The 18,645-nt window shown below is 38.2% G+C and carries 16 protein-coding genes and 3 pseudogenes; 11 read left to right on the forward strand and 8 right to left on the reverse strand.

Annotation, left to right across the window (positions count from 1 at the left end; translation table 11 throughout):
* Positions 1-38: 38 nt before the first annotated feature.
* Entirely contained in the window at positions 39-1,280 is a 1,242-nt protein-coding gene (locus tag CPS_RS09110; RefSeq protein ID WP_011042873.1) for a malic enzyme-like NAD(P)-binding protein, read from the reverse strand.
* Positions 1,281-1,416: 136 nt separating this feature from the next.
* On the opposite strand from CPS_RS09110, the pseudogene CPS_RS24075 reads away from it, so the two are divergent.
* Positions 1,417-1,599: pseudogene (locus tag CPS_RS24075) on the forward strand (IS982 family transposase); the annotation flags it as partial.
* A gap of 151 nt (positions 1,600-1,750) precedes the next feature.
* Here CPS_RS24075 and aspA read toward each other — a convergent pair.
* From aspA to CPS_RS09125, 3 genes are all read right to left on the reverse strand, one after another.
* Positions 1,751-3,208 carry an aspartate ammonia-lyase gene (aspA, locus tag CPS_RS09115; RefSeq protein ID WP_011042874.1) on the reverse strand — a complete coding sequence of 486 codons (1,458 nt, stop codon included), beginning with the start codon at positions 3,206-3,208 and terminating at the stop codon, positions 1,751-1,753.
* Positions 3,209-3,550: 342 nt separating this feature from the next.
* Entirely contained in the window at positions 3,551-5,050 is a 1,500-nt protein-coding gene (locus CPS_RS09120) for an aldehyde dehydrogenase (RefSeq protein WP_011042875.1), read from the reverse strand.
* Between the two features lie 98 nt (positions 5,051-5,148).
* Complete coding sequence (locus CPS_RS09125) at positions 5,149-6,552, reverse strand: aminotransferase (protein ID WP_011042876.1); 1,404 nt, start codon at positions 6,550-6,552, stop codon at positions 5,149-5,151.
* 230 nt (positions 6,553-6,782) lie between these two features.
* Here CPS_RS09125 and CPS_RS09130 point away from each other — a divergent pair, with 230 nt between their 5' ends.
* The 7 genes from CPS_RS09130 to hisD all read left to right on the forward strand — a co-directional run bounded on the left by CPS_RS09130 (position 6,783) and on the right by hisD (position 15,453).
* The gene (locus CPS_RS09130; RefSeq protein ID WP_011042877.1) at positions 6,783-7,691 is read left to right on the forward strand and encodes a LysR family transcriptional regulator; all 909 of its coding nucleotides are present in this window, start codon (positions 6,783-6,785) and stop codon (positions 7,689-7,691) included.
* Between the two features lie 122 nt (positions 7,692-7,813).
* Entirely contained in the window at positions 7,814-8,320 is a 507-nt protein-coding gene (locus tag CPS_RS09135; RefSeq protein WP_011042878.1) for a formate dehydrogenase subunit gamma, read from the forward strand.
* A 1-nt stretch (position 8,321) separates the two neighbouring features.
* Positions 8,322-9,926 (forward strand): formate dehydrogenase beta subunit, encoded by a 1,605-nt coding sequence (locus tag CPS_RS09140; RefSeq protein WP_011042879.1) that lies wholly within the window; start codon positions 8,322-8,324, stop codon positions 9,924-9,926.
* Positions 9,927-9,928: 2 nt separating this feature from the next.
* Positions 9,929-12,832, forward strand: a complete 2,904-nt coding sequence (fdhF, locus tag CPS_RS09145; RefSeq protein WP_011042880.1) for a formate dehydrogenase subunit alpha — start codon at positions 9,929-9,931, stop codon at positions 12,830-12,832.
* Positions 12,819-13,679: a formate dehydrogenase accessory sulfurtransferase FdhD gene (gene fdhD / locus CPS_RS09150; RefSeq protein ID WP_202944306.1), complete on the forward strand. Its 861-nt coding sequence runs from the start codon at positions 12,819-12,821 to the stop codon at positions 13,677-13,679. Before fdhF ends, fdhD begins: the two co-directional genes overlap by 14 nt.
* Positions 13,680-13,712: 33 nt before the next feature.
* Positions 13,713-13,952 carry a formate dehydrogenase subunit delta gene (locus CPS_RS09155; RefSeq protein WP_011042882.1) on the forward strand — a complete coding sequence of 80 codons (240 nt, stop codon included), beginning with the start codon at positions 13,713-13,715 and terminating at the stop codon, positions 13,950-13,952.
* Positions 13,953-14,112: 160 nt separating this feature from the next.
* Positions 14,113-15,453: a histidinol dehydrogenase gene (gene hisD, locus CPS_RS09160; RefSeq protein ID WP_011042883.1), complete on the forward strand. Its 1,341-nt coding sequence runs from the start codon at positions 14,113-14,115 to the stop codon at positions 15,451-15,453.
* Between the two features lie 37 nt (positions 15,454-15,490).
* Here hisD and CPS_RS24355 read toward each other — a convergent pair.
* From CPS_RS24355 to CPS_RS23875, 4 genes and pseudogenes are all read right to left on the reverse strand, one after another.
* A pseudogene (locus tag CPS_RS24355) lies at positions 15,491-15,614 on the reverse strand (IS982 family transposase); the annotation flags it as partial.
* Between the two features lie 95 nt (positions 15,615-15,709).
* A complete protein-coding gene (locus tag CPS_RS09165) occupies positions 15,710-16,306 on the reverse strand; it encodes a tyrosine-type recombinase/integrase (RefSeq protein ID WP_011042884.1) in 597 nt (198 codons plus the stop codon).
* A 226-nt stretch (positions 16,307-16,532) separates the two neighbouring features.
* A complete protein-coding gene (locus tag CPS_RS09170) occupies positions 16,533-16,808 on the reverse strand; it encodes an HU family DNA-binding protein (RefSeq protein ID WP_011042885.1) in 276 nt (91 codons plus the stop codon).
* 80 nt (positions 16,809-16,888) lie between these two features.
* Positions 16,889-17,059 (reverse strand): hypothetical protein, encoded by a 171-nt coding sequence (locus CPS_RS23875; protein ID WP_011042886.1) that lies wholly within the window; start codon positions 17,057-17,059, stop codon positions 16,889-16,891.
* A gap of 176 nt (positions 17,060-17,235) precedes the next feature.
* Here CPS_RS23875 and CPS_RS09175 point away from each other — a divergent pair, with 176 nt between their 5' ends.
* From CPS_RS09175 to CPS_RS23275, 3 genes and pseudogenes are all read left to right on the forward strand, one after another.
* Entirely contained in the window at positions 17,236-17,655 is a 420-nt protein-coding gene (locus tag CPS_RS09175; protein WP_011042887.1) for a hypothetical protein, read from the forward strand.
* Between the two features lie 166 nt (positions 17,656-17,821).
* The gene (locus CPS_RS09180; RefSeq protein WP_238383601.1) at positions 17,822-18,367 is read left to right on the forward strand and encodes a hypothetical protein; all 546 of its coding nucleotides are present in this window, start codon (positions 17,822-17,824) and stop codon (positions 18,365-18,367) included.
* 135 nt (positions 18,368-18,502) lie between these two features.
* Positions 18,503-18,628, forward strand: a pseudogene (locus CPS_RS23275) (transposase); the annotation flags it as partial.
* Between the last annotated feature and the right edge of the window lie 17 nt (positions 18,629-18,645).

Genomic DNA, 18,645 nt, shown 5'->3' on the forward strand with positions numbered 1-18,645 from the left:
CTACTCTCCAGTCTACTTATGTTTTGCCAAGGTTATTATTACTGCATGTAATTATCAGGGAAGGGGAGCGCTGCAACACCAGAATCTACCGCCGCCTTTGCTACGGCTAAAGCAACAGCAGGCAATAAACGCGAATCCATTGGCTTGGGAATAATATAGTCTCGACCAAAAGTTAACTCAGTTTCACCTGATGCAATTAACACTTCATTTGGTACTTCTTCTTTGGCTATTGCTCTAATAGCATGTACAGCTGCAACTTTCATTTCATCGTTGATAGTACGGGCACGAACATCTAAAGCACCACGGAAGATAAAAGGAAAACAAAGCACATTATTAACTTGGTTAGGATAATCAGACCGACCTGTAGCGATAATTGCATCAGCACGGGCGGCTAACGCCAATTCAGGTTTAATTTCAGGATCTGGATTTGAACAAGCAAAAATAATTGGGTTCGGCGCCATTAATTTAACTTGTTCTTGACTCAACAAATTAGGACCAGACACACCAACAAACACATCAGCGCCTTCAATGGCGTCATCTAAAGTACGCTTGTCAGTATTATTTGCAAAAAGTTTTTTATATTCATTTAAGTCATCACGACGAGTATGTACTATGCCTTTAGTATCAAGCATATAGATTTTTTCACGCTGAGCACCACATTTGATCAATAGTTCCATACAGGCAATTGCAGCAGCACCGGCCCCTAAACAAACAATTTTAGCCAATTTAATATCTTTGCCTTGAATATCTAATGCGTTGATCATAGCCGCAGCGGTAACAATGGCAGTACCATGTTGATCATCATGAAATACAGGGATTTTACAACGTTCAATTAGGGCTTTCTCAATAGCAAAACACTCTGGGGCTTTAATGTCTTCAAGATTTATACCTCCAAAACTATCGGCAATATTCGAAACTGTATTTACAAACTCTTCAACGGTTTTGTGTTTTACTTCAATATCAAACGAGTCGATATTTGCAAAGCGTTTAAATAATAATGACTTACCTTCCATTACGGGCTTAGATGCCATAGGGCCTAAATTACCTAAACCTAAAATAGCAGTACCGTTAGTGATAACGGCAACAGTATTCCCTTTTGCAGTGTACTTATAGACATCATCAGGGTTAGCGGCTATTTCTCTTACTGGTTCAGCAACACCTGGGCTATAAGCTAGTGACAGATCATCACTCGTTTCAGCAGCTGTGGTTAATGCAACACTAATTTTACCCGGAGTAGGTAAAGCATGGTAATCAAGCGCTCGTTGTCGAAAATTTGTCATGGTAGATCCCAAATGTGTTTGTATATTGTTTGAAATGAATATTCAGAAAAAATTCAATCGTTATTTTTATTATATTTATCTATGACTATGCACTTGGCTCAGGTCAGTTTTACAAGTTTATTTGTATTTTTAACAATCAGTTAGGTACCTTTTCTCGATAAATGATCAACTAAAAACGTTTCACAAGTGGAGCATAGTCGACATCGTAGTGAAGTAAGCTTTATGCTGAATGTTATTTCATGAATAGTGGCTTATTGTCTAAAAAATAAAGCCACATATTAAGTTGTCATTGAGTGAGTTTGAGATGCTGATGGTTTAGTAAAATGTCGTTCTTAGGTAGGTATCAGGTTGGTTACTCTAATACACCATTACTAGAGCTCTATTCATATTAGAATAGCTTTAATTAGAATTACTCCTACTTCCCCTAGTAGATTACAACCATTTATAAGTATACCAAGATCATCATATTACTATTTTTTATCGGAAGAAAATTGTCGTCTAGGCTGAGTCATATTTTCAGGGTTAAGAATATCAGCAAGTTGCTTCTCAGTTAATAAACCATCTCGTTTAATCAAATTGATAATATTCTCCCCTGTTGCTAATGCCTCTTTTGCAATACGGGTCGATACTTCATAACCCAAATAAGGATTGATAGCGGTAACAATACCAATACTGTTATAAACCATTGATTTACAATGCTCTTCGTTAGCAGTGATACCTGAAATACAGCGAGTGGCAAGAGCATTAAAAGCGTTGGTTAAGAATTTGATGGATCTTAATAGATTAAAAGCAATTACAGGCTCCATAACGTTTAACTGCAGTTGACCGGCTTCTGCTGCCATAGTTATAGCCAAGTCATTGCCTATAACTTCATAAGCGACTTGATTTACTACTTCAGGGATAACAGGGTTTACCTTGCCTGGCATGATTGATGAGCCTGGTTGCATAGCTGGCAGGTTAATCTCATTCAAGCCAGCTCTAGGACCGCTGCTCATTAAACGTAGATCATTACACATTTTTGAAACTTTTATGGCAGTTCTTTTTAGCATACTTGATAGGGTAATAAATGCCCCCATATCACTTGTGGCTTCAATTAAGTTGGTTGCTCTAATGAAATGTATGTCGGCAATCCAGCATAACTCTTCAATAACTAAGCTTGAATATTCAGGGTCAGTATTAATTCCTGTACCTATCGCTGTAGCGCCTAAATTGATTTCTCTAAAGTTATCAGTAACCGCCTTTAACATATCCAAATCTTCTTTCAGTGTGGCGTAGTATGCTTCAAACTCTTGGCCCAAAGTCATAGGTACGGCATCTTGTAATTGCGTTCGACCCATTTTAATCACACTGGAAAATTCTACGGCTTTTTGCTTGCACTGATAACCCAATAAAGCTATAGACTCGTAAAGCTCAGGTGTCGACATAATTAATGCCAAACGTAAGGCTGTTGGATAAACATCATTGGTAGATTGTGACAAATTAACATGGTTATTTGGACTAATTATGTCGTAACAGCCCTTTTCATGGCCAAGAATTTCTAATGCTCTATTTGCTATAACTTCATTGGCGTTCATGTTGGTTGAAGTACCAGCTCCTCCTTGGATCATATCGACCACAAATTGATTATCAAATTTACCACTGATAACTTCGTCACAGGCCTGTGTTATAGCTTCTGCTTTGTTATTTTCAAGTAAGTTTAATTTTTTATTAGCCAAAGCGCAGGCCTTTTTTACCATAGCTAAGGCTTTAACTAGGGCGGGAAAGTCACCTACACAAATAGAGGTAATATTAAAGTTTTCCGTTGCCCGTAATGTTTGTACACCATAATAGACATCAACAGGCAAACTTCTTTCACCTAGTAAATCTTTTTCTATTCGTTCTTTTGGCGCAGTTATAGTTTGAGCTTTAGTAACCTGTTTCTTAGACATCAATCAATTCCTTACAAAATGACGTTTACAAATAAAATGAATACTCCGCCGTCAAACACGAGGTATAAGTGATGGAAACTAACTTAGCAACCAATGTCTAATGCATGACGAAGGGCTTATTTATTCAAAAAATTCGGTTTCATTAAAAATAATTGCTAATAGATAGGTAACATCTATAGTGATTCTGAATATAAATACAGCTCTTGGCAGCATAATAATCAGTACACCTTGTGAGCTCTCTCAACTAATAGCAACCGCTGATAAAGTTTGAAAACCTATCGTTCGTTTAAGTTACCGATTGCTATTATTCAAATTACTCATTTACTTTTAGTAAAATAACTATTATTCAGAAAATTTTATCCAAGTGGTTTTAGTTTCTGTATATTTATCAAAGGCATGAATTGATAAATCTCGTCCAATACCCGATTGTTTGTAGCCACCAAAAGGTGTCATTGGGCTTAAAGCATCTACAGTATTTACTGAAATAGTACCGGCTTTAATCTTGCGGGCAACTCGATGAGCTCGGCTCAAATTATCCGTCCAAATGGAAGCTGCCAAACCATATGGTGTATCATTGGCAATAGCTATAGCTTCAGCTTCGGTATCGAAGCTGATCACTGACAGTACAGGACCAAAAACTTCATCTTGTGCAATTGACATGCTGTTATCGACGTTATCAAAAATAGTTGGTTCAATATATAAAGACGATCCATCAATTGTTACTCGTTTACCACCAGTAACTAATGTTGCACCTTCTTGCTGAGCTTTTTCAATTTTTGAGAAGATTCGGCTCGCTTGTAAATCACTAACAATAGGACCCATAGTGGTATTAGTATTAAGCGGATGACCCATAATAACTTGCTTGGCACGGGTTATCATTTTTTCTACAAAGACATCTTTAATTGAGCTTTCAACTAACAATCTAGAATTAGCAGAACAAACTTCACCTTGGTTAAAGAAAATCCCCATGGCTGCGCCATCAGCAGCTTTGTCTAAATCTTCGCAATCAGCAAAAACAAGGTTAGGGCTTTTACCGCCAGTTTCTAACCAAACGCTTTTCATGTTTGATTGTGCGCTGTACTGTAAAAATAGTTTACCTATTCCTGTTGAGCCAGTAAAAGTAAGAACATCAATATCTTCATGTAAACCTAAGGCTTTACCTACAACTGCGCCGTGACCCGTTACTACATTAAACACGCCTGCAGGTACACCTGCTTCAATAGCAAGTTCAGCTAAACGCAGTACAGAGTGTGGTGACTGTTCTGCTGGTTTTACGATGACGCTATTACCCGCAGCAAGTGCAGGTCCTAACTTCCAAATAGCTAAATCAAGAGGAAAGTTCCATGGAACAATAGCAGCAACAACACCTATTGCTTCTTTTGTAATCGTGGCAAGTGAGCCTGGACCTGTTGGTGCTATTTCATCATTAATTTTATCTGCTGCTTCACCATACCAAGCTAGAATAGCCGATGCGCCACCGATATCGATATTAAGCGCATCCATCACTGGTTTGCCCATATCTAATGTTTCAAGCAGAGCAAGTTCTTCTTTATTATCTTGGATGAGTTGCGCTAATTTTAAGATAACCGCTTTACGCTCTGAAGGTGATTTATCAGCCCAAACACCTGATTCAAAAGTTTCTCTTGCGCAAGCTACCGCACTATCTACATCTTGTGAATTGCAAGCTGTGACAGATGCAAGTACTTCCTCTGTCGCTGGATTAATTACTTGATAGCTTTCATTTGACGTGCTATCAGTAAAAGTACCATTGATAAAGGCCTGGTTACGAAATTTAATATTTTGCGATAATTTTTGCCAATAGGCTGAATTTAAGTTTTCCATGAGCTAATCCTAACATTGAGGCGCAGAACAGGTTTTACATATGCCAGTTCTGTCACCATAATTCTCCAATTACTGTTCATTAAGTACAGTAAACAAACCTACCCGTGCCATAAACCTTCTTTAACCAGATCATCTTGTACATCAATAATTGCTTTGTGAAGTGTACTAACAATGAAGTCAACTTCAGCAACAGAAAGCGTTAATGGTGGCGATAGAATATTTTTATGCGCTAATGGACGAACAAGTAAGCCAACTGCTTGACACTTATCTGCAATACGATTACCAATAGCAATGTTCGGGTCTAATAGCTCTTTAGTCTCTTTATTGGCAACACTTTCAATACACATCATAAAGTGACTACCACGCACATCACCGACCAATGGTAAGTTAGAAAGTTTTTCAATTAGCTGGTTCTCAAAGTATTTACCTACTTCACGTACATGGCCACATAAGTCCATGCGCTCCATAATTTCAATATTTTTAAGACCTACAGCACAACTTACTGGATGTCCTGAATAAGTAAAACCATGAGTAAAGCTTGCGCCCTCAGCCTGAGGCACACTAATAACGTCATAAATTTCGTCTGAGATCATATTTGCTGATAGTGGGATATAGCCTGAAGTCAGTCCTTTAGCACACGTTATAATATCAGGGGTAAAACCAAATATTTTTTCAGAAGAGAACATTTCACCTAAACGACCAAACGCTGTAACGACTTCATCTGATAAGATGAATACACCATATTTCTTGCATACAGCGGCAACTCGTTGATGGTAACCTTCTGGTGGAACTAGAACACCACCTGCTCCAGCAATTGGCTCAGCGACAAACATGGCGACATTTTCAGGCCCAATGCTTAATATCTTTTGCTCTACTTCGTTAACAAGGAAGTCACAGTACTCTGGTACTGTCATGCCTGCTGGGCGACGATAAACATTCGGTGCAGAAACTCGATGTACAAGATCTGGTGCTAAATCAAAGCCAATATGATCGTATTCAACACCTGTTAAGGTCATCGACAAATATGTACTACCGTGATAACCATCTGTTCTGGTAATAATTTGTTTCTTGTTTGGTTTACCAATGCGATTAAAGTAAAAGTGGACCATACGTACTGCAGTGTCATTTGACATTGAGCCGCCAGTACCATAAAAAACATGGCTTAATGATTTTGGTGCTAAACTAGCCAGCTTTGTTGATAATTCAACAGCAGGCGGTGTTGTTAAATGACCAAAAGAAGAATAATAAGGAATACGACGAGTTTGATCTAACATCGCTTGGCCCATTTCTTCATTGCCATAACCAATGTTTACGCACCATAAACCTGCAATACCATCAAGATATTTACGGCCATCAGTATCAAAAACATAAGCACCTTCAGATTCCGCCATTATTAGCGAACCTTCTTTTTTAAAAGAAGAAAAATCAGTAAATGGGTGCATATTATGCTTAAGATCGTTATTCCATAACTCTTTAGTGTTGTATTTAGAAAAGTCTTTCATGGCTTCACCTGTTAAAATTGTTATATACCTAATGGTAGTTGAATTGAAATTACCCTTTATTTATGTCTTTTTTAATTGCATTTGTAAAATAGTATTTTTTACAGGATTAGATAAGTAAAAGTTATGCTGTTGTGTTTTATCACTTCAGAACTTAATTTGTTCTATTGCATAACAATAAGCTATGCTATCAGTGATGGACATAAATTTTATTTACTGGTAGATTTTAAAACATGACTAATTACACCTTAAAGCAACTCAGGTACTTTGTTGCCGTAGCCGATTCTGGCAACGTCACAGAAGCAAGTGAGAATCTATTTATATCGCAACCTGCGATATCAAATGCAATTTCTCAACTTGAAGAAACGTTAAATACCCAACTTTTAATTAGACATCATGCTAAAGGTGTCTCTTTAACGCCTGCAGGTGAAGAGATGGTATCTCATTGTCGTAACTTGTTATCCCATGCTGAAGAAATTAATGCTCAAATGACTCAGCATAGTACCTTAATTTCAGGCACGATAAATGTTGGCTGCTACGCAAGTTTAGGCCCTATTTATGCCCCTAAGTTAATTCAAGGATTTACTACACTCTATCCTGATATTAACTTCAAATTATTTGAAGGGAATATTGAAGAGATAAATGAGGCACTTATTTCGGGTAAAATTGAAATGGCCTTGATGTATGACTTAAATAATAATGGTCAAATTGAATCAACTGAGCTAGCTAAAATCAGCCCACATGTCTTGTTATCAATTAAGCATCCGTTGGCTAAAAGAAAAAAAATTAATTTAATGACGTTACAAGATGAACCTTTGATTTTATTAGATCTACCCAATTCAAGTAAATATTTTCAATCATTATTTGAGCAATATGACAAACATCCTTTTATTAAACATCGCACTAAGAGTATAGAAATGCTTCGTAGTCTAGTTGCTAATGGCGAAGGTTACGCTTTAATGAACGCAAAAGTAAAATCAACCACTTGTTTCGACGGCTCTGAATTAATTAGTGTTCCATTGGCTGATTATGCCAAGCCCCTTTCGGTAGTTATCTCTAAAGTTTCAGGGATAAAACTCCCAAAAAGGTGTGAGGCTTTTTTAGAGTTTTGCATCAAAAATTTTAATGTTGATAATAACTAATAAGAACGGTGCTAAAAATAACGACTTGCTAAATACCCCTCAACTTCAGCACACTTGAAAGGTGTATCAACCTTATGAATATCAACCAATTTATTATGTTTTTATAAAATGAGAATAGAAAAATGATCGCTAATTCAAAAGTTAAATCTATTGAACAAATTATTTCAGAAATAGTTGAGAAAAAAGTGGGGCTACCTGGTGCTTTATTACCAATCTTGCATGATATTCAACATCACTTTGATTATATTCCTAAAAAAGCTATCGCTATAGTTGCTCAAGGTTTACAGCAAACTGAAGCTGAAATTTATGGTGTGATAACTTTCTATGCTCATTTCCAGTTAAACAAGCCCGGTCGGCATATTATTGAAATTTGTCGTGGTGAAGCGTGTCAGGCAATGGGCTCAAAAGCACTAGAAAAGGCTATAAAAAGCCAGTTAGCAGTAGACTTTGGCCAAACCACCGTCGATAAAAATTTTACGCTAGAACCTGTGTACTGTTTAGGCAACTGTGCTTGCTCTCCTTCGATTAAAGTGGCTGATAACGTTTATGGCCGTATGAATAGTGAAAAATTTGCCAAGTTAAGCGAGCAACTCTCACTTTATAAAATATCATTAGGTGAGGAGCTTTAGCATGACCACTACCCTATATTTACCTATGGATACGACCGCACTATCTATGGGAGCCGACGATGTAGCCAAGGCGCTTGAATTTCAAACTTCAGTAAATGAGCAAACTATAAACCTTATTCGTAATGGCTCTCGTGGCATGTTTTATTTGGAACCCTTGCTAGAAGTAGAAACAGAGCAAGGGCGTGTTGCTTATGGACCCGTATCAATAGACGATATTGAATCATTACTTGCTCAAGGTATGCTAAATGGTGAGTCAACACATCCACTTTATTTAGGCTTCACAGAGAATATTCCCTATTTAGCTAAACAACAACGGTTAACCTTTCAACGTGCGGGTATTATTGACCCGCTTAGCATAGAAGATTATATCAAACATCAAGGATTTATTGGCTTATCTAACGCTCTTAAACTTAGTGCTCAGGGTATTGTCGATGAAATGAAGATATCTGGATTACGTGGTCGAGGCGGAGCCGCATTTCCAACAGGCATAAAATGGCAAACAGTACTTGATGCTAAAGTAACTTCTTCAGACCAAAAAAAGTACATCGTTTGTAATGCCGATGAAGGTGATTCAGGAACTTATTCTGACCGCCTAATAATGGAAGCCGATCCTTTTAGTTTAATCGAAGGCATGATCATTGCCGGAATAGCAGTAGGTGCAACGCAAGGATATATATATCTTCGTTCAGAATACCCGCAAGCACAGAAAATACTTGAACAAGCCATCGCTAATGCTTATCAAGATAATTACTTAGGTGACGCTATTCAAGGTACTCAACATCAATTTGACTTAGAAGTTAGAATAGGAGCAGGTGCTTATATTTGTGGTGAAGAAACCTCTTTACTGGAAAGCCTTGAAGGAAAACGTGGTTTAGTAAGAGCAAAACCTCCTTTGCCTGCTATTACAGGTTTATTTGGTCAACCAACTACTGTGAATAATGTTATCAGTTTAGCTACAGTACCAACGATTCTAGCCAAAGGAGCGCAATACTATCAGGATTATGGTGTTGGCAGATCGCGCGGAACCCTACCTTTTCAGTTAGCGGGTAATATCAAACAAGGCGGCTTAGTCGAACTTGCCTTTGGTACCACCTTGGCCGATCTTGTTAATGATTTTGGTGCTGGAACCTATACTGGTGAAACAATGAAAGCCATTCAAGTTGGTGGTCCCTTAGGTGCTTACTTGCCCAAATATCAATGGCAGACTCCTCTCGATTATGAAGCCTTTTCATCAATTGGTGCTGTATTAGGCCATGGCGGTATCGTTGTCTTTGATGACAGTGTCAGTATGACTGAACAAGCACGTTTTGCTATGGAATTTTGTGGTGTGGAATCTTGCGGAAAGTGTACTCCGTGCCGTATAGGGTCAACAAGAGGCGTTGAAGTTATTGATAAAATGATAACAGCTCATGAACACGATGAACCAATCGAAGCACTCAACGAATTATTAGTAGATTTATGCGATACCATGGTTGATGGCTCCCTATGTGCTATGGGAGGCATGACACCCATTCCTGTTCGTAGCGTTATGCAGCATTTTAGCGATGACTTCATCACTGACGCTACAGTTGCGGAAGTTAACAAAACGATGGGTAAGGAGCAATAACAATGGTTGATATTTATGATCCAAAGGCTGCACAGAATCAGTCAACTCGCAGCCAAAATATAATCGATTTTGGTACACCCGAGGTATACTCCGATGTGCAAGTCACGTTAACTATTGATGGCCAGGAAATTTCAGTACCTAAAGGCACTTCTGTGCTACGCGCTGCAGCAATGCTTAATATTACCATTCCCAAATTATGTGCCTCAGATAACTTAGAGTCATTTGGTTCTTGTCGTTTATGTGCTGTAGAAATTGAAGGTCGCCGAGGTATGCCAGCCTCCTGTACTACGCCAGTAGAGCACGATATGCAGGTCAGTACCCAAAATAAAAAAATAGCCCGTTTACGTAAAAATATTATGGAGCTATATATTTCCGATCATCCACTTGATTGCTTAACCTGCCCGAGTAATGGCGATTGTGAACTGCAAGATATGGCCGGTGCAGTAGGTTTAAGAGAAGTGCGCTATGGTTTTGACGGCGAGAATCACCTTGATGTTGCTAAAGACACGTCTAATCCCTATTTCACCTTTGAACCGAGTAAATGTATTGTTTGTTCACGATGTGTCCGTGCCTGTGAAGAAGTACAAGGTACCTTTGCACTAACCATTGATGGTCGCGGTTTCGATTCTAAGGTCTCTACCGGTCTTGATAATGACTTTTTAAGTTCTGACTGTGTCTCTTGTGGCGCTTGTGTTCAAGCATGCCCGACTTCAACACTAATGGAAAAAAGTGTTATTGACCAAGGTCAGCCTGAACATAGTGTTACAACCACATGCGCATACTGCGGTGTTGGTTGTTCATTCGAAGCGCATATGAAAGGTGAAGAAGTAATACGTATGGTACCAGCAAAAGATGGGCAAGCTAACCATGGTCATTCATGTGTTAAAGGACGCTTTGCTTTTGGTTATGCTACCCATCAAGATCGTATTACTAGTCCAATGGTGCGAGACTCTATAGACCAACCTTGGCAGGAAGTCAGCTGGGATGAAGCCATTAGTTTTGCCGCGAAAAGGCTCAAAGAGATACAGAAAAAACACGGTAAAGATAGTATTGGCGGCATAACTTCTTCACGCTGTACCAATGAAGAAACCTACTTAGTACAGAAACTTATTCGAGCGGCTTTTGGTAATAACAATACTGACACATGTGCCAGAGTATGTCATTCGCCTACTGGTTATGGCTTAAAGGCAACTTTAGGTGAGTCTGCAGGCACTCAAACGTTTGACTCAGTGATGGAAGCCGATACTATCATTGTTATTGGCGCTAACCCAACCGATGCTCACCCTGTTTTTGGTTCACTATTGAAAAAGCGTTTACGCCAAGGAGCTCATTTAATTATTGCCGACCCAAGAAAAATTGATTTAGGTAATAGCCCACACGTCAAATTAGATCATCATTTACCTTTACGCCCAGGTACTAATGTTGCGTTCATTAATGCAATGGCCCATGTTATTGTCAATGAAGGACTTGAAGATAAAGCCTTTATTGCAGAGCGATGTGAAACACAAGCATATCAGCAATGGTATAGTTTTATTAGCGATGTACGTCACTCGCCTGAAAACACCGAAACAATTACTGGAGTTGATGCTGACCAATTACGTCAAGCGGCTCGTTTGTATGCCAAGGTTGATAACGGCGCCATTTATTATGGCTTAGGGGTTACTGAGCACTCTCAAGGCTCAAGCATGGTAATGGGGATTGCTAATTTAGCTCTATTGACCGGAAATATTGGCCGAGAAGGTGTAGGCGTTAATCCACTCAGAGGCCAAAATAATGTCCAAGGATCGTGTGATATGGGGTCTTTCCCTCATGAATTACCCGGTTACCAGCATGTTAGTAATGATGCTTTGAGATCTAAATTTGAACAACACTGGCAAGTAGATATTGATAATGAGCCAGGGTTGCGTATACCAAATATGTTTGATGCCGCCATTGATGGCAGCTTTAAAGGGATGTATTGTCAAGGTGAAGATATTGCTCAATCAGATCCAAATACCCATCATGTTGAGGCTGCGTTAACATCATTAGAATGTTTGATTGTTCAAGATATCTTTTTAAATGAAACAGCCAAATTTGCTCATGTATTTCTACCTGGTTCATCATTTTTAGAGAAAGACGGTACGTTTACTAATGCTGAACGCCGCATTAATCGTGTCAGAAAGGTGATGGCACCACTTGCAGAAAAAGCTGATTGGCAAGCAACAATGGCTTTATCTAATGCATTAGGCTATCCAATGAACTATCAGCATCCAAGTGAAATAATGGATGAAATAGCTCAGCTAACACCGACATTTTCAGGTGTCAGCTACCAGAAGCTTGATGAGTTGGGTAGCATACAGTGGCCTTGCAATGATAGTAATCCATTGGGTACACCAACAATGCATATTGATGATTTTCCTATTGGAAAAGCGACCTTTGCGCTTACTGAATATGTTGCCACTGATGAGCGGGCAAGCCGCAAGTTTCCATTGTTACTAACTACCGGTCGAATTTTATCTCAGTATAATGTTGGTGCACAAACTCGTCGTACTGAAAATCAGGTGTGGCACGATAAAGATCAATTAGAAATTCATCCTCACGACGCCCAAGAACGAGGTATTCAAGGAGGTGATAGTTTAGGTATTAGCAGTCGTGCTGGGAATACAGTACTAACAGCTAAAATTACAGAGCGTATGCAGCCGGGTGTTGTTTACACAACATTTCACCATCCAGAAAGTGGTGCAAATGTAGTAACTACCGATAATTCAGATTGGGCGACCAATTGTCCTGAATACAAGGTAACAGCGGTGCAGGTTGAAAAAGTATCTTCTCCTTCAAACTGGCAGTTACGAAATAAAGAATTTTCCATCAAACAAAACGAATTTCTACCTAAAAAAAGATCGGATGAAGCTCGTGTTAAGCTCTAAGAGTTTAGTGGATATGCAAGGGTTTATTAAAACCCAAGAAACAACTCTGCTTCTTGGTATAAAAGAGGTTACCCGAGAAATAAGAACTGATGACAGTTTGAATATAGTAAAAGAGAATGATTGGGTCATTGAAGAGCAAGCCATTGCCATTATATACAATGGTATTTCACATGCGGTGATGATGGCCACACCTTGTGACTTATTCGACTTTGTTATTGGTTTTAGCTTATCGGAAAGTATTATCGAAAAACCTAAAGATATATTAGATTATGACATTAAGTACACAGAACAAGGAATAGAAGTTGAACTAAACATTAGTTCTCGTCTTTTCTCGGCGCTTAAACATAAACGTCGCAGTTTACTTGGTAATAGTGGCTGCGGATTATGTGGGGTAGAGTCACTTGAGCAAACGATAAAAAATCGGAAAGAATTAACTATAAGTAAAAGAATAGGTTTTAAGGTAATTCAGTGTGCGCTAACTCAATTTGGTCAACAGCAAACATTAAATCAAAAAACAGGTTCAGTACATGCTGCTGCGTATTGCTCAAAATATACTGGAAATATTATCGCTATTAGAGAAGATGTAGGGCGTCATAATGCACTAGATAAACTTTTAGGAGCTTTGGCCAATAAAAATCTAGAAAATAGTGAATATGAGCAAGGGTTTATTCTAGTATCAAGCCGAGCAAGCTACGAAATGGTTGATAAAACTATTGCTTCAGGTCTTAATCATTTAGTCAGTATTTCTGCCGCAACAAGCAAAGCGATAACATGGGCTCAGCAACATAATTTGCACTTAATTGGCTTTGCTAGCCCACAAAGACAAGTTACTTATACTAAATATTAACTTAACACATAAAATAATAAAGAAGATAAAATCATGACAACAACATTAACCAGTGTTATTAAAATGTGTAACCAAATTTCTGACAATATCGGTTTACACTTAACCTCAGAACAAGCTGTTTATAAGGTAGTTAATCACCTTCAGTTATTTTGGGCAAAGTCGATGAAAGATGACTTAATTACCTATTTTCAAAATGATGGGACGTTACTCAACGAAACATCTAAAAAAGCTGCAGCTCAAATAACTAATCTTCAATCAAGTTATTCGGATTAATTATTAATAGCCATAATCAGCTTAATTATCTTCACTGATAAAGTAAAAAAGTACACTTACACCATTTAAGTGAAATATTTAGAAATTATTACCCTTGTAAAGTAATTAAATAACTATTTAAAAGTTTCAAACGGATACTTTTAATAAAACAGGTATTATCATGACCCATAAAGTAAAAATTCACAGACTATCAGATCTCAGTGCGGAACAAAGAAATAAACTATTACAACGCACAGAATCTAACTTAGATAACTTTATCGATATTGTTAAGCCTATAATAGAAAATGTAAAATTGAATGGTGACAAAGCTTTATCCGAGTATGCTAAAAAGTTCGATAAAGCAGAGGTAAGCACTGATCAAATTCAAGTAACACAAGCTGAATTCGACGAAGCATTCACACTAGTTGATGAAGAAGTTATTCAAACTCTCAGCTATTCTATTGATAATATTAAAAAGTTTCATGAAGCCCAAATGCCTGAAGAAATGTGGATGAAACAAATAAGACCCGGCTGCTACGCAGGCGACCGTTTTACACCTATTAATGCTGTTGCATGCTATATCCCTAGAGGTAAAGGATCTTTTCCAAGTGTTGCAATAATGACTGCTGTTCCTGCAATTGTTGCCGGAGTACCGACTGCAATTATAATTACTCCTCCAGGTACTGATGGGAAAGTAGATGCTGCTACATTGGTTGTTGCTAAACTAGTAGGCATTGATAAAGTATTTAAATGTGGTGGTGCACAAGGCATTGCCGCAGTAGCTTACGGTACAAATACCGTTCCTAAATGTGACAAAGTTGTTGGCCCAGGTAGCCCATTTGTCGTTGCCGCCAAAAAACTACTCGCTGATATTATTCACCCAGGTACTCCTGCAGGACCTAGTGAAGCTATTGTATTAGCAGACGATACGGCCAATCCGAAATTAGCCGCTTTAGATTTACTTGTTGAAGCGGAGCATGGCCCTGATTCATCGGCCTTCTTGGTAACAAATAGTAAAGAACTAGCCGAGCAAGCTCAAGTAGCGATAAATGAATATTGGCAACATATGGATAGATTGCGTGTTGATTTTTCGTCAACTGTTTTAAGTGGTGATAATGGCGGCATCGTGCTTACTTCAACATTTGAAGAAGCGGTAGACTTTTGTAATGATTATGCTGCTGAACATTTGTTGATATTGAGTAAAAGTCCTTTTGATCACTTAGGAAAAATAATCAATGCAGGTGAAATTTTGCTTGGCGAAAACACGCCTATTTCAATTGCCAATTATACTTTAGGGCCTAACGCTGTTTTACCAACATCAATGGCAGCAAAAACAGCCTCACCACTATCAGTGTTTGATTATTTGAAAAGCTGTTCAATTGGATACTTAACAAGAGAAGGCTATGAAGAATTAGCACCGCATACATATAGATTCGCCAAGTATGAAGGTTTTGATGCACACGCCAATGCCGTGTCTCATCTAAGAGACGAAGCCATTAAAAGTGAAAAAAAAATTAAGTGACCTGAGAATTGCTTAAAAAGAGTATTTGTTTAAACAGCTATAAAGAAAATTCTCTTAGCGATAACTTAATGCGTCGCTTTTATTTTTAGGCGAACAGCCACTATTCCAGATATTAGATTCAACATAAATCCAGTTTCAATTCTATGTTGACTATCTTCTATTTATAGTGGTTAAGTTCTTTTGGCCACTAAATTATAGTTTATAACTCGCTCAGGGGGCGTAAGCGCCACAGATTCCTGTTGCGCTAACCATTTAATCAAGTTTCTGTACTTTCTGAAATAGACAATGCATCTTCTATTTCAACCCCTAAATATTCAATTGTACTTTGTAGTTTTGAATGACCAAGTAATAACTGGATAGCCCTTAAATTCTTTGTTTTTGCATAGATTAAGGATGCCTTGGTACGTCTAAGCGAGTGCGTTCCATATTGGGTGATATCTAACCCTAGAGTGGATACCCATTTTTTGACTATATTGGCATAGTAGTGATAGCAAATATGTTGGCCTAGTTTTCTTGGGCTAGGAAATAGAAAGTCCGAGGATGATAGTCTTTTTAAATAAACCCACTGGCTCAAACACTGTTGAGTCTTTGGTGTTATTTCAAATTGAACTTCTTTGTGAGTTTTTTGTTGTTCAATCATTGCTCGAGATTGAATTAGTGAGGCTGATGAAATATCGCGAACTTTTAAGCTTATTAAATCACAAGATCTAAGTTTACTATCAATAGCCAAATTAAATAGAGCTAGCTGCTCTAATTGATTTTCAATTTCTAACCTTATTCGAATACGCCAAATCTCTTCAAGTTTAAATGCTTTTTTCTGGCCCACACGTTTATCTTTATTCCAAGCTGTCATGGTTAACTCCCAACTTTAAAGTGCTGAGCTAATATTAAAGACTAAAGGTGAGGGTTTATAAATATAGGGTAATTAAAAGTTCTATTGTTGACTATAGGGTAACTTGGGGTAAGTTCACCTCGATAAGGAAAACAAAGCACCTTAATCAGCTCATGATTGAATATCGTAAAAAGGTAGGTCACAAATCGTTTTATCATTTTAACAAGAAGATTGTGACCTGATATAGCTAACCGTTAACAGCATCTTTTAATGCTTTGCCAGCTTTAAAAGCAGGTACTTTTGCAGCTGAAATTTGGATCTCTGCACCTGTTTGAGGGTTGCGACCAGTACGAGCAGCACGGTCATTAACTTTGTAAGTACCAAAACCAACTAATGCGACATCACCGCCACTAGCTAATTCAGTGGTTACAGAGTCAATTAAACTATCTAATGCACGACCAGCCGAAGCTTTAGTAATGTCTGCACCTTCAGAAATTTTTGCTATCAATTCACTTTTGTTCATTTTTAACCCTTAATTATTATTGTCATCAACATACTAAGAAATATCAGTGAATTGAGCAACAGGAATCGTTACTTGAAGCACTAGTAGCGATCATCTTTATCTCGGAAAGGGGCACTTAGCGCCATAGATTTTATGGCAAGTTTATGCTTTAGAGACATTAACCACTTGCCGATACATATCCTAATGCGTATTACCCTAAAATCTAAGTAACCCGCGATAGAAGTCCATATATTTACTGCTTTCTCACTCATCCAGTTTTACCTTTGTTTGTCAAAGTGTTATTGACACTGTCATTAACATGGCTGCACAGTAACACTCAATATTAATATGATATGATTTCGATTAGCTCTTTGAAAAGTGATTTTTGAAGGAATATTAACTATATTTATACAAGAATTACCATAGTAAATAAGAGCTAGGAGGAAATATGAACTCATTTGACGTAGCAATAAAATTCTTCGAAGCATGTGAAGCTCCACTCGGATGGGAAGGGTGCAAGCAGTATGTACAAGAAGGTGCCTTATTCTCAGCTCAAAGCGAACCACTTGCCGAAATCAACTCTGTCCATGCGTACTGTGATTGGATGCACGGATTTGGTACGGTTATATCTCCTGAAGGTTCGTATGAACTACATTCATCAAGCTACAATGAAAGTTCAAATACAGCAATATTCTTCGCTACGTATCATGGTAAGCATACTGGTGAAGGTGGACCTGTGCCACCAACGAACAAAGAAACTCATACACATTATGTCTACATTATAAAAATGGGCGACGATTCGAAAGTCTTAGAAATGACTAAAGTTTGGAATGCTCCTTGGGCAATGAAAGAGCTTGGATGGATGTAGCGAGTTCATAGCAGATAACATACAGGTCACAAAGGAAACAGAGTGAACGGCCAGCTTTCTGCTACTACTATCAAAGACGTTAGGCTGTTTTTTGGCATAGTGACAGCTTCATTTATCAATCTATGCCTCTAAACTCAGTAGGAGAAAAATTATGAAGAATCAAAACGTGTTGATTATTATCATATCTATCTGTTTAAGTTCATCATTTTATGTTGGCGCAAATCAAGGTGGGGGAAAGCACTTGGTTCTCAATTTAGTTGGCTCTGGAGACATGTATGAGAGCTTAGTTCCTGACATTGATGGTGACAATCTAGATGATCCGGCAATCTGTTTCGATGTCGAATTGGTTAACCTGAAAAATCAACAAGTCATTGGAACAGCCACAGACTGTCTATCCAATATAACACCAATTGGTAGTGGCCTCGCTTTAGTTGGCACAAGTTATTTCTATATGCCAAATGGAACTCTAATTACTCGTGGCAGTACGACAGTACAACCTGTATTACATCCGACAGTGACACCTGACGGGCAAAACATTACTCACATTACAGGAGCATCTATCGGTGGAAATTCCATTATTGGTAGTACAGGCCGGTTCAAAAATGCGACTGGTACTGCGCGCTTGTCAGGTATGGTGGACATGACGAACTTTACTGGAACTGTCGGTGATCCAATCGTGTTCGACTGTCTATTTATCATTGATCTAGATTGAACAGCATATGCAAAACTGGTGACACAATATTAGGTTTACTTAATGCTTAACCAGAGATTCAACATAGACTGCCAAACTCTTTACTTTTCTGTATAGATCGTTTCGAGTTTGGCAACCCGTTAAACTTAGCGTTGTGTTAAGGAGCAAAATAGACACTGCATTATGACGCTATTGCGGGGTGAGTTTATCCGTCGCTTTTTACTGTATGTTTCACCCAATGGTTTTCACCGTGTTCGGCACTATGGCTTGATTGGTAAAGGGTATAATTCTTATCAAGA

This window comes from Colwellia psychrerythraea 34H (assembly GCF_000012325.1).
In the GTDB taxonomy this organism is placed as follows: Bacteria; Pseudomonadota; Gammaproteobacteria; order Enterobacterales; family Alteromonadaceae; genus Colwellia; species Colwellia psychrerythraea_A.

Coding starts and splice junctions, on each gene's coding strand:
- CPS_RS09110 (WP_011042873.1), bottom strand. CDS start 1,280: ATGACAAATTTTCGACAACGAGCGCTTGATTACCATGCTTTACCTACT.
- aspA (WP_011042874.1), bottom strand. CDS start 3,208: ATGTCTAAGAAACAGGTTACTAAAGCTCAAACTATAACTGCGCCAAAA.
- CPS_RS09120 (WP_011042875.1), bottom strand. CDS start 5,050: ATGGAAAACTTAAATTCAGCCTATTGGCAAAAATTATCGCAAAATATT.
- CPS_RS09125 (WP_011042876.1), bottom strand. CDS start 6,552: ATGAAAGACTTTTCTAAATACAACACTAAAGAGTTATGGAATAACGAT.
- CPS_RS09130 (WP_011042877.1), top strand. CDS start 6,783: ATGACTAATTACACCTTAAAGCAACTCAGGTACTTTGTTGCCGTAGCC.
- CPS_RS09135 (WP_011042878.1), top strand. CDS start 7,814: ATGATCGCTAATTCAAAAGTTAAATCTATTGAACAAATTATTTCAGAA.
- CPS_RS09140 (WP_011042879.1), top strand. CDS start 8,322: ATGACCACTACCCTATATTTACCTATGGATACGACCGCACTATCTATG.
- fdhF (WP_011042880.1), top strand. CDS start 9,929: ATGGTTGATATTTATGATCCAAAGGCTGCACAGAATCAGTCAACTCGC.
- CPS_RS09155 (WP_011042882.1), top strand. CDS start 13,713: ATGACAACAACATTAACCAGTGTTATTAAAATGTGTAACCAAATTTCT.
- hisD (WP_011042883.1), top strand. CDS start 14,113: ATGACCCATAAAGTAAAAATTCACAGACTATCAGATCTCAGTGCGGAA.
- CPS_RS09165 (WP_011042884.1), bottom strand. CDS start 16,306: ATGACAGCTTGGAATAAAGATAAACGTGTGGGCCAGAAAAAAGCATTT.
- CPS_RS09170 (WP_011042885.1), bottom strand. CDS start 16,808: ATGAACAAAAGTGAATTGATAGCAAAAATTTCTGAAGGTGCAGACATT.
- CPS_RS23875 (WP_011042886.1), bottom strand. CDS start 17,059: ATGAGTGAGAAAGCAGTAAATATATGGACTTCTATCGCGGGTTACTTA.
- CPS_RS09175 (WP_011042887.1), top strand. CDS start 17,236: ATGAACTCATTTGACGTAGCAATAAAATTCTTCGAAGCATGTGAAGCT.